A 13,665-nucleotide genomic window follows, 5' to 3' on the forward strand; every position below is an offset into this window, starting at 1 on the left:
CGCGATCCTGATGCCTCTGTCTTGTGCGACGCACAAGACAGAAACTGCACATATGTGTTGCGAACTCATGAAGTGTTGCAGCCGCGCCACGCTGGCTATTGACCAAAACCGTAGGGGAAGCAGGTGCATCTGGAGGTTTCGCCAGACTTGCTCAGGCGCGAAGTGCCCCCATGGGCGGTCAGCCAGGGTGCAGTGCAAGCGGCGGGCGACTCAAGGAGCGGTGTGGTGCTCCATCGCAAGCTGCCAACGCTCAAGCCCCTGTTCGAGGTCCGCGATGAGATCGTCAGGCTCTTCCAGCCCAACATTGATCCGCACCAGCAAACCCTTGGCCTCCCACTGTCGCGCCGTGCGCAGGCTGGCGGGATCGACTGGCAGGGCAAGGCTCTCGAACCCGCCCCAGCTATAGCCGATGCCGAACAACGTCAGCGCGTCGATAAAGGCCGCGCGGGCCAAGTCGTCGTTGCTCGCCAGTTCGAAAGCAAACAGGCCGGCGCTCCCGGCGAAATCGCGGCGCCACGCTGCATGGCCGGGGCAGGATGCCAAAGCCGGGTGCAGCACGCGCGCAACTTCGGGCCGCGCTTCCAGCCAGCGGGCCAGCGCCAGCGCGCTTTCGCCCTGATGCTTGAGGCGCACGGCCAGCGTCCGCATGCCGCGCAGCACCAGCCAGGCATCGTCCGGGCTGACGGTCTGGCCCAGCATGTGGCCGCGCTTGTGGATGGCGGGCCACAGCGCAGCATTTGCGGTGACGGACCCCATCATGACGTCACTATGGCCGCAAAGATACTTTGTGCAGGCGAGGATCGACACATCGACCCCCAGGCCGAGGGCCGGCAGCAGCAAGGGTGTCGCCCAGGTGTTGTCGATCAGCGTGATGATCCCGCGCGCCTTTGCCACCGCGACGATGGCGGGCACATCCTGCACCTCGAAGGTCAGGCTGCCGGGGCTTTCGAGGAAGATTGCCCGGGTTCGCTCGGTGCAAAGCGCAGCGATATCGGCGCCGATCAGCGGATCGTAATAGATCGTCCGCACGCCGAACTCGCGCAGCATTCCATCGCACATCGCGCGGGTCGGGCCGTAGACGCTGTCGACCATCAGCAGTTCGTCGCCGGGCTTCAGCACCGCGAGCAAAGCGCCGGCAATGGCGGCGACGCCCGAGGGGTAGAGCATCGTGCCGGCCGCTTCCGGCTCCAACTGGGTGATGGCCTCAGTCAACGACCAGCTCGTGGGCGCGCCACGCCGGCCATAATAGAGGCGGTGCGGATCGGCGGTCGAAGCGCTGCGCAGATGCGCCACGTCCTCATACAATATGGTGGATGCGCGCCAGACGGGTGGGTTGACGATCCCGCCGGGTTGCCCGGGCATCCCGGTCCATTCCGGGCGGCGACCGGCCTGGACCAGTCTTGTGCCGGGGCCAAGAGGTTTGCCGGTCTTTCCGTCGTCGTGGGTGCCGCTCATGCCGGGCCGACCGCCTTGGGCGTCGCAGGATCGGCACCCCATTCGGACCAGCTCCCGTCGTAAATCTGCACATCCTCCTTGCCCAGCAGTGCTGCGCCGAACACCAGATTGCAGGCGGTGACGCCGCTGCCACAGCTCATGATCAGCGGCTTGTCGAGGTCGACACCCGCATCGTCAAAGGCTTGGCGCAGCGCATTGCCCTGCTTCCAGCGTCCCTGTTCGTCCAGCAACAGGTTTGACGGCAGATTGGCCGAACCGGGGATATGGCCTTCCGCCATGCCGGGGCGCGGTTCGGCGGCATCGCCCCGGAACCGGTCGGCGCTGCGGGCATCCACGACTTGCGCGGCGCAACTCTTCAGATTGGCGAGCACATCGGCCTTGCTGGCAATCGCGCTGTCGTCGCGGGCGGCGGTGAAGGCACCGTTGTTCGACCTGGCTGCCTCGCCTGCTTCGGTCGGGCGGCCGTCGGCGGTCCAGCGCGCCAACCCGCCATCCAAGATGGCGACCTGACGCGCGCCGAAGATGCGCAGGAGCCACCACGCCCGGCCCGCGCTGCTCAATGGGCTATTGTCGTAGATGACGATGCGGTCGTCCTGCCCGATGCCGAGGGCGGCCATCCGCTCGGCGAACTGGGCGTGGGTCGGCACCATCGCGGGGCGCGGATCGCTCGCGTCGTTGAGCGTCGAGAGATCGAGGAACAAAGCGCCGGGAATATGCTGCGCCAGATACTCGGCCTTGGGGTCACGCGGCGTCCCCGGCAAGAACGCCGTGGCATCGAGGACCTTGAGGTCCGGGGCGCCGAGCGCCTTTGCGAGCCAATCGGTGGAAACCAGCATATCCATGGAGGCGCATCCTTGAGGTGGGTTGGTTGGCGCAAGGGGTTCGCGCCGGCCACGAATCATATTAAGGCGCGTGGCATGACACTCAAGCATCTCGGTCAGACAAGCGGCCTTCCGGCAAGCCCGGAGGAGGCCGTTCTCGATTATGTGCCCAACCCCCGCAAGGGCCGGCCCTATCTGGTGCGCTTCACCGCGCCGGAGTTCACATCGCTTTGCCCCGTCACCGGCCAGCCCGATTTCGCGCATCTGGTCATCGATTATGTGCCGGGCGAGACAATCGTGGAATCCAAGTCGCTCAAGCTGTTTCTTGGCAGTTTCCGCAATCATGCCGGTTTCCACGAAGATTGCACGGTCGGCATCGGTGAACGGCTGACGGCCGAAATGCAGCCGCTCTGGCTGCGCATCGGCGGCTATTGGTATCCGCGTGGTGGCATTCCCATCGATGTGTTCTGGCAGTCCGGCCCGCCGCTGGAGGGCGTATGGCTCCCCGCTCAGGATGTCCCCGGCTATCGCGGCCGGGGTTAAGCGGCCGCCGGGGCAAGCCCTTATTTAAGCAGTCCGCCCAACACGCCGCGCACGAGACGCCCGACCAGCCCGCCGCTGCTCTTGTGACTCGATCCACCCAGAATCGCCTTTCCGATCTCATTGGCGACCTGCCGGCCTACCGATGAAGCGGCCGAGCGCGTCGCGGACTGGATGGCGCGGTCGAGATTGCTCGGCTTGGCAGCTTCTCGTGCCTGAGCACGGGCTTCTGCCTCGCGCTGTTTGGCTTCCAGCCTGGCCTGCTGCGCGGCTGCCTTGTCCGCCTCGGCCTGTGCCTTGGCTGCGTCTGCGGCGGCAGCTGCCGCCTGCGTGCGAGCCAGCAGGATTTCCTCGGCGGATTCGCGATTGATCGCCTCGTCATATTTGCCGTCACAGGGCGAAATGGACTGGATGATCGCGCGCTCCTTGGGCTCTAGCACGCCCAACCGTGAGCGCGGTGGCGCGATCAGCGTCCGCTGGACCATAGAGGGCGCGCCATCTTCCTGCAGCAGGGAAACGAGCGCCTCGCCCACGCGCAGTTCGATGATCGCGGTTTCGACGTTCAGAGCGGGATTGGCGCGGAACGTCTCGGCGGCGGCCTTGATCGCCTTCTGCTCACGCGGGGTGAAGGCGCGCAGGGCATGTTGCACTCGGTTGCCGAGTTGCCCCGCCACATCCTCCGGCACGTCGATAGGGTTCTGCGTCACGAAATACACGCCCACGCCCTTGGAGCGGATCAGGCGCACAACCTGCTCGATCTTGTCGACCAGCGCCTTGGGCGCATCGTCGAACAGCAGATGCGCTTCATCGAAGAAGAAGACGAGCACGGGTTTTGCAGGGTCGCCGACTTCCGGCAGCGTCTCGAAGAGCTCGGACAGCAGCCAGAGCAGGAAGGTCGCATACAGCTTCGGGCTGCGCATCAGCTTGTCGGCGGCGAGGATGTTGATGAACCCGCGGCCCTTCTCATCGGTGCGGATCAGGTCGCTGATCTCCAGCGCGGGCTCGCCGAAGAATTTGTCGCCACCCTGCGATTCGAGCTGCAAAAGCTGGCGCTGGATGGCGCCCACGCTGGCCTTGGTCACATTTCCATAGCGGCTGGTGAGCATGTCGGCATTGTCAGCGCAATAAGCCAGCATCGCCTGCAGATCGCCCAGGTCGACCAGGAGCAGCCCTTCATCATCCGCATAGCGGAAGGCGATGGTCAGCACGCCTTCCTGCGTTTCGTTCAGCCCCATCAGCCGGGCGAGCAGCAACGGCCCCATTTCGGAAATGGTGGCGCGGACCGGATGGCCCTGTTCGCCATAAAGATCCCAGAAGATCGCCGGATTGTCCGAGAAGGCATAGTCAGCCATGCCGATTTCCTGCGCGCGGGCGATCAGCTTGTCGGCGTTCTTTGCCGTCGGCGAGCCAGCCATGGCGATGCCGGACAGGTCGCCCTTCACATCGGCAAGAAAGACCGGAACGCCCTGCGCCGAAAAGCTCTCGGCCAGCCCCTGCAGTGTCACCGTCTTGCCGGTTCCGGTCGCGCCGGCAATCAGGCCGTGCCGGTTGGCGCGACGCAGGACCAGACGCTGCGGTTCGCCGTCGAGACTTTGGCCAATGAAGATGCTCGTGTCGTCGCTCATGCCCGTTCTCCAACCACAGGCCAGAGGTAGCTTGGCAAGGGGAGCAAGAAAAGCGGCACAAACAGAAAAGGGCGCGAGGTCATCGCGCCCTTTCACTCTGTCGGGATGCCCGCTTTTACATGCCGCGCAGGCGGATCGGCACGAAGGCCGGCGGCGATCCGCGGCGGACCACCTGCAGGAGCACGGCGTTGCGGCCGGCATCCTTGGCGGCCTGCGCGGCCTTGCCCAGTTCCGCCTCGCTGGTGACCGGCTGGCCATTGGCCGTGGTAATGACGAAGCCACGGCGCAGCCCCTTCTGTCCGGCGTCGGTCGCGGGGTCGACAGCCGTCACCACCACGCCGCGCGTATCCGCCGGCACGCCAAGCTGGCGGGCGATGGCGGGCGTCAGCGACTGGACGGCGATGCCAAGCAATTGCTGCGAGGCTTCCTTGGTGGCCTGGGCATCCTGGTCCGAGAAATCGTCCTCGGCCGGCTGGCTGAAGTTGGCCAGTTCCTCTTCCGCCGGACGCTCCTCGATCGTCGCGCGAATGGTCATGCGCTTGCCATTGCGGATCAGCTCGATCGGCACGCTGGAGCCAACCGGCAGATTGGCGACGATGTAGGACAGCGTCTCGTCCGGGTTCACCTCGCGATCGTTGACCTTCACGATGACATCGCCAGCCTTGATGCCGGCCTTGTCGGCAGCGCGGCCCGGCTCGACGCCATGCACGAACTCGCCGCGGTTGCGGGGCAGGCCGAGCGAATCGGCCATGTCTTCGGAAAGCTGGCCGATCTGGATGCCGAGATAGCCGCGCGTGATCGTCTGGCCCTTCCGCAGCGTCTCAATGATCGGGACAGCCTGCTCGGCCGGGATCGCAAAGCCGATGCCGATGTTGCCGCCGGTGGGCGAGAGGATCTGGCTGTTGATGCCGATCACATTGCCGTTCATGTCGAACATCGGGCCGCCGCTATTGCCCTGGTTGATCGACGCGTCGGTCTGGATGAAGCGCTCGCCCCCGCCGGTGTTACGGTGGAGCGCCGAGATGATCCCGGCGGTGACCGTGCTGCCGATGCCGAAGGGATTGCCGATGGCGATCACCCAATCACCGACGCGGGCACGGGTCGAGTCGCCGAACTTCACGAAGGGCAGTGGCTTGGTGGTGGAGATCTTGAGCACGGCAAGGTCCGAGCGCGGATCGGTGCCGATCAGCTTGGCCTCATATTCCGTGCGGTCGGGGAGCGTGACGGTGATCGAGTCGACCCGTGCGCCCCGCGCACCCGGCGCGATCACATGATTGTTGGTGACCACATAACCATCTGCCGAGATGATGAAGCCCGAGCCGAGCGACTGCGCCTGGCGAGTCTGGGGCTGGTCGCCCGAGCCGAACAGGGCACCGAACGGCGTGCCTGCGAACGGGTTCTGCACCTGCACGCGCTGGCGGGTGGAAATATTCACCACGGCCGGCTGCAGGCGCTGCGCCATGTCGGCGAAGCTCATTGGCGCGCCGCGCGGCGCGGCTGCGGCCATATTCTCGTTCTGCGCGGTCTGCGCGACGACGGTGGATGAATTGGATGTCAGGGCAATGGCGGTGCCGCCGAGGAGGAGGGCTGCGGTAATAGCATAAGCGTAGCGCACGAAGATGTTCCTCTTCTCTTCATCTTTCGCCGGGCGTTCCGGAACGGAAGGCCCGGAGCCGGGGAGTGACCCACCGGCCATGGAATCGCCCGGATGAACGGGCATTGAATGGTCAGGGCGCGACGTAAAGACGCCGCGCCCTCAATCAGCCTTAGCGCCCCCGGAACTGGCGGAGATAGTCGTTGTCCGTGGACAGGACGGCGCTGGTTTCGCCCGGCGCCGTTTCGGCAAAGGTCGTCCGGTAGGACTGCATGGCGCGATAGAAATCGTAGAACTGCGCATCCTTGCCGAAGCTGGCGGCATAGACCTTGGCTGCGGCGGCATCGGCATCGGCGCGGATCAGCTGGGCGCGCCGGGCGCCTTCTGCGCGGATGGTCAGAGCCTCCTGCTCGCGCGCGGTGCGCATCCGCTGGAACGCGCTCTGCAGCGGCGTGCCGTCGGGCAGGTCAGCGCGCATGATCCGCACGTCGATGATCTCGGCGCCATACTGCCGCGCGACCCGGTTCAGGCTGGCGGTGATGTTGTTCATCACCTCGCTGCGTTCCGGGCTGAGCAACAGGTCGAAGCGGCGGCGGCCCAGCTCGTTACGCAGGGCCGAACCCAGGATCGGGCGCAGCGCGTCCTCAACTCGGGTCTCGCTACCGGCCGAGATGAACATGCGTCGGGGGTCGACGATGCGGTAGCGTGCAAAGGCATCGACCTGCAGACGCAGCTGATCGGTGGAGAGCACCTGCTGGCGCTCCATGGCGACCGACTGCACGCGCTTGTCGATCCACACGACCTGATCGACGAACGGCAGCCGGACCTTGAGGCCGGCACCGGTGTTCCCGAACACCTCATTGGGCTTGTAGGCATTGTAGATGCGGACCGGTTCGCCGAAGCGCAGCACGACGGCCTGCTTGGTTTCCGGGACGATCGAGAAGGTGCTGGCCAGCAGGATCAGGCCGACAGTCGCCAGAACGGCCAGCAGGATGGGGTTGCGCAAGGAGAGGTTCATTGTGCTCCTCCCTGCTGCTGGGCTTGCGGCTGTGCGGGCGTCTCCACACTCACATTCGCGCGGGGGCGAAGGGCTGGGAGCGGCAGATAGGGCGTCACACCGGGGGTTTCGACAATGGTCTTGTTCACGCCGGAGAGCACACTTTCCATGGTTTCATAATACATGCGGCGACGCGTCACGTCGGGTGCAAGGCGATATTCCTCATACACCTTGTCGAACGCGGCGGCCTCACCCTGTGAGCGGGCAGAGAGCTGCTGCGCATAGGCGCGGGCCTGATTGAGATAGGTTTCGGCTGCCTGCTGCGCCGCACTGACTTCCTTAAAGGCATCGTTCACGGCGGCTGGCGGATCGGCCTGCTTGATGGCGACGCCCTGAATGCGCACGCCCGCGCCGTAGCTGTCGAGAATCTGCTGCATCCGCTCCTGCACCTGTGCCTCGATCGCATTACGTCCGGCGCCGAGTGCGTCGGTCAGCGAGACCGTCGCCACCACTGCGCGCATGGCGGATTCGGAAACGGCGGTGATCGTTTCCTCGGGATTGGCGATCTGGAAGAGATATTGCTGCGGGTCGCGGATATTCCAGCGGACAGAATAGCCCAGATTGATGATGTTCTGGTCGCCGGTGAGAACCAGCTTCTCGGATTCATCGCCCGCCGAGCCGAGATCGACCGTGCGGATCTCTTCGACGTCGAGGATGGTCACATTTTCGAGCGGGGCGGGCAGCGACCAGTTGATGCCGGGGCCAAGGGTGCGGCTGTAGCTGCCCAGGATGGAGACGATGCCGCGCTCCTGCGGGCCGATCCTGTGAATGCTGGTGGTGGCAATCCACAGCACGACGATGGCGATGGCGGCATAGAACCAGATCGCGCGCCCGCCGGGGCTGCGTGGCGTGCCGCCACCCTGGCCGCCGAAGCTGTCCCGCGCGCGGCGCATCAACTCATCGATTGCGCTCGGGCCGCGCGAATCCGCGCCACCTCTGTCATCCCGGGGCGGTGGGGTCCACGGGTTGCGCGGACCTTCCTTGCCCTTGCCGGAAGACGGCTCCTCGCCCTGCGTGCCCCAAGGACCACCTTCGCTCATTGGCAAAGTCTGGCCGGGATTTTCCATCAATTCCTTACTCATGCCGTGGTTATAGGGACGGTCTTTGCGGAAATACAGGGCCGTGCTGCGATAATTGCCCCTTGGTGAGGGCGTATTCGGGCGCTCTTCGATTCACAAAACAGTCGGCATGTTCTAGAGCGCCCGCATGACTGACTCTCCGATCGATGATGCGTCCGCCCTTCCTCCCGCTCTCACCGCCCGGATCGAAGGCCTAGCCGCGGGCCGCGCCGGGGGACTTCGCCTGCGCGACAATGTCCTCAGCCTGGTGCTGGATGTGAGCGGGCTGGACGCGGAGCAGCGCGATTCCCTCGCCGCGCAGCTCGTCGCGGCGGGAACGAGCGAATTCGGTCTGGAGGATGTCCGGGTCGCGATGACGGCGGAACGCGCCGCGCGCCCCACGATCATTGCGGTGGGGTCGGGCAAGGGCGGCGTCGGCAAGTCGACGCTCTCGGTGAACCTCGCCGTCGCGCTCAAGGCGCTCGGCAAGCGTGTCGGCATGGTGGATGCGGACATTTATGGCCCGTCGCTGCCTCGTTTGCTGGACAGCGAGGATGCCAAACCCAAGGCGGAAGGCAACCGCCTGTTCCCGGTCCAGAACGCCTATGGCATCCCGATGCTGTCCATGGGGCATCTGGCCAAAAAGGGGCAGGCGATTGCCTGGCGTGGGCCGATGGCCGGCAATGCACTCGGGCAGTTGCTGGATGCGGACTGGCAGGGCATCGATCTTCTGGTGGTGGATTTGCCACCGGGCACAGGCGACGTGCAGCTTACCATGATCCAGCGCTACAAGCCTGCCGGGGCGGTGATCATCTCCACGCCGCAGGATCTGGCGCTGATCGACGCGACGCGCGCGGTGAGCTTCTTCGATCAGGCAAAGGTGCCGGTGATCGGCATGGTGGAAAATATGGCAGGCTATGTCTGCCCGCATTGCGGCGAGGTGTCCGATCCGTTCGGGTCCGGCGGAGCAGAAGCGAGCGCCGCGCAAATGGGCTTGCCGTTCCTCGGGCGCGTGCCGCTGGATATCGCAGTCCGCACCGCATCGGATGCCGGCAAACCGCCCGCTGCGGATGAGGGCGTGGCTGGCCAGCCGTTCCGCGCCATTGCCGAGCGCGTCGCCCGCTGGCTCGATCGAAACGGGTCGGGCGCTACGGCCGGTTGATGCGGACGCCGCGCAACAGGATGGGCAGCGGCGGCGGCGCAGAGAAGTCCGGCAAGGGGGTTCGTTCATCCATAAACCGCCGAACGCTCCTGATCGGGGCGGCGGCGGGCGGCGGACTGGCCCTGGCCTGGGGGCTCTGGCCGCGCGACTACGCGCAAACCGCGGATGCAACGGAGAGCGAGACCGCGTTCGGCGCGTTCCTGAAGATCGACCGGAATGGGCAGGTCATCGTCATGGTGCCGCAAGCTGAGCTGGGGCAGGGCGTCTTCACGCTGTTCGCGCAACTCGTTGCGGATGAACTCGGCGCTGACTGGCGCACCGTCGCGGTCCAGCCCGCCCCGCCCGGACCGCTTTACGCCAATCCCACGCTCCTGCGGCAATGGTTCTCCGGGCCGGTCACCGAGCAGTTCGGGGATTTCAGCGATCGGGCGATCGAGGAATATGCGCGTCGGTATAATCTGGTCCTGACGGGCGGGGCGACCTCGGTTGCCAATTTCCGCGACGCCTTGCGCGAGGCCGGTGCAACCGCGCGGGTGCTGCTCTGCATGGCGGCGGCCGATCGCTGGGGCGTCGGCTGGGAAAGCTGCGACATTGTCGCGGGGATTGTCAGCGATGGGACGAACAAGGCGCGGATCGGCGCGCTGGCCGAGGAGGCCGGCGCTTTCACGCCGCCCGAGGCGCTGCCCTTCCGGCCAGAAGGGCGCGAGGATGCCTTGATCGGCACCGAAGCGCCCCGGTTGGATGTGCCGGCGAAGATCGACGGATCGGCCAATTATGCGGCCGACATCCGGTTGCCGGACATGATCTACGCCTCGATTCGGCAGGGGCCTGTCAACGCCGTCGCGCTCGAATCGATCAACGAGGCGGCGGCGCGCGCGGTGCCTGGCATGATCGACATCGTGCGGGAGGCAGGCTGGGTCGCGGTGACCGGCCGTACCTGGTGGGCGGCGAATCAGGCGTTGAGCCGGCTCGATCCCGTGTTCCGGCTCGATGGGCCGGAGCTGGACGATGCAGTCATCGATACCGCGCTGGAAGCCGCGTTCGAGAGCGGCCAAGGCGGGCGCTATTTCCGCCGGGGTGATCTGGAGCCGGTCTTTGCCGGTGCGCAGGTCGTCAGCGCCGTCTACGATGTGGCGCCAGCGCTGCATCTCGCGCTCGAACCCATGGCGGCGACGGCGCGCGTACGGCCGGAGGGCGTGGAGCTGTGGATGCCGACGCAGGCCCCGACACTGGCCCGCGATGCCGTGGCAAAGGCACTGGGCGTGTCAGCCCGCGACGTGACCATTTATCCCTTGTTCGCGGGCGGCTCTTTCGGGCTGAAGATGGAGGTCGATGCCGGAGTCCAGGCAGCGCTCATCGCCCGCGCCGCCAATGCGCCGGTGCAACTCATGTGGTCCCGCGCGGAGGACATCATCCGCGATTATCCGCGGCCGCCGGCCCGCGCGCGGATGGTTGCCAAGCTGGGGCCGACCGGTCTGATCGAGGGCTGGTCCGCGAAGGTTGCGGCACCCGCCACGCTGGCCCAGCAGTGGCGACGGATCGCGCATGGGCGCACGCGCGCGCAAGCGCGGGCCGACACAGCAAACAAGGCCGATGCTCTGGCTGTCTCCGGCATGGACCTGCCCTATGCGATTCCCAATTTCGCGGTGGATCATTTCCCCGCCGACCTCGCGCTGGCGACGGGTCGCTGGCGAGGCAATGCGGACAGCTATGGCTGCTTCTTTTCCGAGAGCTTCATCGACGAACTGGCGGTGGTCTCGCAGGTCGAGCCGCTTTCCTTCCGGATGCAGTTGCTCGGCAACAATCCCCGTCTGGCGCAATGCCTCACCGCCGTCACCGCGCTTGGCGATTGGCAGGGCGGCGTGCCGGGCAGCGGTCAGGGCATCGCCTGCCACAGCATGGCTGGCGGCCACATCGCGGTGCTGGTGGAGGCCGGCTTGTCGCAGGGACGGGTCGCGGTGAAGAAAATCTGCGCGGTCGCCGATTGCGGGAAGCTGATCAATCCGGGGATCGCCCGTCAGCAGATCGAAGGGGGGCTGATCTTCGGCCTCGCCATGGCGCTCGGTGGCGCGCCGGCCTATGCCGGATCGTTGCCAGCCGGTCTGCAGCTTGGCGATTATGCCCTGCCGCGCATGGCGGATGTGGGGGAGGTGAGCGTGGAATTCATCGACAGCAGCGCGACCCAGTCCGGCCTTGGGGAAATCGGCGTGCCGGCGGTTGCGCCAGCGCTCGCCAGTGCGTTGGCGACGGTCACGGGGCGGCGCTACCGTCGCTTGCCGGTCATGGGAGAGGATGGATGAACGAATCGCAGATGACGGGCAGCGCCATTGGCGCCGGCGGGGGCCGGGTGGCCGTGCTGGTCGTCAATCTCGGCACCCCTGATGCGCCGACGCCCGCAGCGGTGAAGCGCTATCTGCGCGAGTTCCTGTCCGATCCGCGGGTCGTCGAGATTCCGCAGGCAGTCTGGCAGCCGATCTTGCGCGGTGTCGTGCTCAATGTGCGCCCGCGCAAGTCGGCGCATGCCTATCAGCAGGTGTGGACGGACGATGGCTCTCCGCTGGCGATGCACACGCGGGATACGGCGCGGGGCTTGCGGGTCATCTGGGAGGACGCGATCACGGTCGACTGGGCGATGCGCTATGGCGCGCCATCCATCGCCGACCGGCTGACCGCACTGAAAGAGAGCGGCCATGAGCGCATTCTCATCGCCCCGCTCTATCCCCAATATTGTGGCGCCACGACGGCGAGCGTGATGGATGCAGTCGGTCAGGCGTTGGAAGCGATGCGGTGGCAGCCCGCCATCCGCACCCTGCCGCCCTATTTCGACGATCCCGCCTATATCGAGGCATTGCGCGCCCGCACGCAAAGCCAGTTGGCGGCCCTGCCATTCGCCCCGGATCGCCTGCTGGTGAGCTTCCACGGCATGCCCAAGCGCACCCGCGAACTGGGCGATCCTTATTATGCGCAGTGCGTGGAGACGGCGCGTCTGCTCGGCGAGGCGCTCGGGCGTGAGATCATCGTCACCTTCCAGTCCCGCTTCGGCCCCGCCAAATGGCTGGAGCCGGCGACGGACACCGTGCTTGAGGGACTGCCCGGCCAGGGCGTGCGCTCGGTCGCGGTGATGACGCCCGGCTTCTCGGCGGACTGCCTGGAGACGCTCGAGGAAATCGCCCTGCGCGGCAAGGAGAGCTTCGTCGCCGCGGGTGGCGAGCATTTCGCCTTTTTGCCCTGTCTTAACGCTCAGGCGGACGCTATTGCCATGTATCGGCAGCTTCTCGGGCGAGAACTTGCCGGCTGGGTGGAGCCGTCCAGCATTTGACCGAACCCTTGATGACGCGCAGGAGAGGCATTGAATGAGCAGAGTAGCGATCGTGACCGGCGGAACCCGCGGCATCGGCGAAGCAATCAGTCTGGCACTGCGCGAAAAGGGGTTTGAGGTCGCTGCCAACTATGCGGGCAATAGCGAGCGCGCCAAGGCCTTCACGGACAAGACCGGCATTCGGTCCTACGCGTGGGACGTGGGTGACCATCAGGCCTGCCTCGATGGCTGCGCCCAGGTCGCGTCCGACCTTGGTCCGATCGACGTTGTCGTGAACAACGCCGGCATCACGCGAGACGGCGTGCTCATGAAGATGAGCTTCGAGGACTGGAACGAGGTGATGCGCATCAACCTCGGCGGCTGCTTCAACATGGCCAAGGCCACCTTTCCCGGCATGCGCGAGCGGGGCTGGGGTCGCATCGTCAACATCGGATCGATCAATGGGCAAGCCGGCCAATATGGCCAGGTGAACTATGCCGCCGCCAAGTCGGGCATCCACGGCTTCACCAAGGCGCTGGCGCAGGAAGGCGCCAAATATGGCGTCACCGTCAACGCGATCGCGCCGGGCTATATCGATACCGACATGGTCGCGGCCGTGCCGGCCGCAGTGCTGGAGAAGATCGTGGCGCGCATTCCCGTCGGGCGTCTGGGCCATGCGGAAGAGATCGCGCGCGGTGTGGCCTTCCTGTGCAGCGAGGATGCCGGGTTCGTGACCGGATCGACCCTGTCGATCAACGGCGGCCAGCACATGTATTGAGCCGGGCGGTGGAAGAGACGCCACCGCTTTATGCTGGCCCGGTCAAGCGCAGCATGACCATTGCCGGCCACACGACCTCGATCAGCCTGGAGCCTGTCTTCTGGCGGGCGCTGGAAGACAGCGCCCGCGCAGCGGACCTGCCGCTCAGCGCGCTGGTCGCCCGCATCGATGCCGAGCGGATTCAACAGAGCGAGCCACCCAATCTCGCCAGCGCGATCCGGTGCTGGTTGCTGGTGCGCGCAAGGTAAGCGCCGGGCGTTCCCGCGCTTGCCTAGCC

The 13,665-nt window shown here is 66.0% G+C and carries 12 protein-coding genes; 6 read left to right on the forward strand and 6 right to left on the reverse strand.

The window, feature by feature from the left end; genetic code table 11:
* Positions 1-210: 210 nt before the first annotated feature.
* Both metC and sseA read right to left on the reverse strand, forming a co-directional pair.
* On the reverse strand, positions 211-1,455 hold the full coding sequence (gene metC, locus M2337_RS03270; RefSeq protein ID WP_264571675.1) for a cystathionine beta-lyase: 1,245 nt from the start codon (positions 1,453-1,455) through the stop codon (positions 211-213).
* Positions 1,452-2,297 carry a 3-mercaptopyruvate sulfurtransferase gene (sseA, locus tag M2337_RS03275; RefSeq protein WP_264571676.1) on the reverse strand — a complete coding sequence of 282 codons (846 nt, stop codon included), beginning with the start codon at positions 2,295-2,297 and terminating at the stop codon, positions 1,452-1,454. Before sseA ends, metC begins: the two co-directional genes overlap by 4 nt.
* Positions 2,298-2,372: 75 nt before the next feature.
* Here sseA and queF point away from each other — a divergent pair, with 75 nt between their 5' ends.
* Positions 2,373-2,819: a preQ(1) synthase gene (queF, locus tag M2337_RS03280; RefSeq protein ID WP_264571677.1), complete on the forward strand. Its 447-nt coding sequence runs from the start codon at positions 2,373-2,375 to the stop codon at positions 2,817-2,819.
* Between the two features lie 20 nt (positions 2,820-2,839).
* Here the strand turns inward: queF and M2337_RS03285 are convergent, their stop codons facing one another.
* The 4 genes from M2337_RS03285 to hflK form a co-directional block, all read right to left on the reverse strand.
* Complete coding sequence (locus M2337_RS03285; RefSeq protein ID WP_264571678.1) at positions 2,840-4,441, reverse strand: DUF853 domain-containing protein; 1,602 nt, start codon at positions 4,439-4,441, stop codon at positions 2,840-2,842.
* A gap of 115 nt (positions 4,442-4,556) precedes the next feature.
* The gene (locus M2337_RS03290) at positions 4,557-6,056 is read right to left on the reverse strand and encodes a DegQ family serine endoprotease (RefSeq protein ID WP_264571679.1); all 1,500 of its coding nucleotides are present in this window, start codon (positions 6,054-6,056) and stop codon (positions 4,557-4,559) included.
* A gap of 151 nt (positions 6,057-6,207) precedes the next feature.
* Complete coding sequence (gene hflC, locus M2337_RS03295) at positions 6,208-7,053, reverse strand: protease modulator HflC (RefSeq protein ID WP_264571680.1); 846 nt, start codon at positions 7,051-7,053, stop codon at positions 6,208-6,210.
* Positions 7,050-8,174: an FtsH protease activity modulator HflK gene (hflK, locus tag M2337_RS03300; protein WP_181561123.1), complete on the reverse strand. Its 1,125-nt coding sequence runs from the start codon at positions 8,172-8,174 to the stop codon at positions 7,050-7,052. Before hflK ends, hflC begins: the two co-directional genes overlap by 4 nt.
* 124 nt (positions 8,175-8,298) lie before the next feature.
* Between hflK and M2337_RS03305 the strand changes: the two genes are divergently transcribed.
* From M2337_RS03305 to M2337_RS03325, 5 genes are read left to right on the forward strand one after another with little or no spacing between them, the layout of a single operon-like run.
* Positions 8,299-9,312: an Mrp/NBP35 family ATP-binding protein gene (locus M2337_RS03305; RefSeq protein ID WP_319799457.1), complete on the forward strand. Its 1,014-nt coding sequence runs from the start codon at positions 8,299-8,301 to the stop codon at positions 9,310-9,312.
* Between the two features lie 20 nt (positions 9,313-9,332).
* Positions 9,333-11,612 carry a xanthine dehydrogenase family protein molybdopterin-binding subunit gene (locus tag M2337_RS03310; RefSeq protein WP_264572343.1) on the forward strand — a complete coding sequence of 760 codons (2,280 nt, stop codon included), beginning with the start codon at positions 9,333-9,335 and terminating at the stop codon, positions 11,610-11,612.
* A complete protein-coding gene (gene hemH / locus M2337_RS03315) occupies positions 11,609-12,631 on the forward strand; it encodes a ferrochelatase (RefSeq protein ID WP_264571681.1) in 1,023 nt (340 codons plus the stop codon). The genes M2337_RS03310 and hemH overlap by 4 nt, the downstream gene beginning before the upstream one ends.
* A gap of 34 nt (positions 12,632-12,665) precedes the next feature.
* Positions 12,666-13,388 carry an acetoacetyl-CoA reductase gene (phbB, locus tag M2337_RS03320; RefSeq protein ID WP_181561125.1) on the forward strand — a complete coding sequence of 241 codons (723 nt, stop codon included), beginning with the start codon at positions 12,666-12,668 and terminating at the stop codon, positions 13,386-13,388.
* A gap of 8 nt (positions 13,389-13,396) precedes the next feature.
* A complete protein-coding gene (locus M2337_RS03325; RefSeq protein WP_264571682.1) occupies positions 13,397-13,636 on the forward strand; it encodes a ribbon-helix-helix domain-containing protein in 240 nt (79 codons plus the stop codon).
* Positions 13,637-13,665 lie beyond the last annotated feature (29 nt).

The organism is Sphingobium sp. B2D3A (genome assembly GCF_025961795.1).
GTDB lineage: Bacteria > Pseudomonadota > Alphaproteobacteria > Sphingomonadales > Sphingomonadaceae > Sphingobium.

Coding starts and splice junctions, on each gene's coding strand:
- metC (WP_264571675.1), bottom strand. CDS start 1,455: ATGAGCGGCACCCACGACGACGGAAAGACCGGCAAACCTCTTGGCCCC.
- sseA (WP_264571676.1), bottom strand. CDS start 2,297: ATGGATATGCTGGTTTCCACCGATTGGCTCGCAAAGGCGCTCGGCGCC.
- queF (WP_264571677.1), top strand. CDS start 2,373: ATGACACTCAAGCATCTCGGTCAGACAAGCGGCCTTCCGGCAAGCCCG.
- M2337_RS03285 (WP_264571678.1), bottom strand. CDS start 4,441: ATGAGCGACGACACGAGCATCTTCATTGGCCAAAGTCTCGACGGCGAA.
- hflC (WP_264571680.1), bottom strand. CDS start 7,053: ATGAACCTCTCCTTGCGCAACCCCATCCTGCTGGCCGTTCTGGCGACT.
- hflK (WP_181561123.1), bottom strand. CDS start 8,174: ATGAGTAAGGAATTGATGGAAAATCCCGGCCAGACTTTGCCAATGAGC.
- M2337_RS03305 (WP_319799457.1), top strand. CDS start 8,299: ATGACTGACTCTCCGATCGATGATGCGTCCGCCCTTCCTCCCGCTCTC.
- M2337_RS03310 (WP_264572343.1), top strand. CDS start 9,333: ATGGGCAGCGGCGGCGGCGCAGAGAAGTCCGGCAAGGGGGTTCGTTCA.
- hemH (WP_264571681.1), top strand. CDS start 11,609: ATGAACGAATCGCAGATGACGGGCAGCGCCATTGGCGCCGGCGGGGGC.
- phbB (WP_181561125.1), top strand. CDS start 12,666: ATGAGCAGAGTAGCGATCGTGACCGGCGGAACCCGCGGCATCGGCGAA.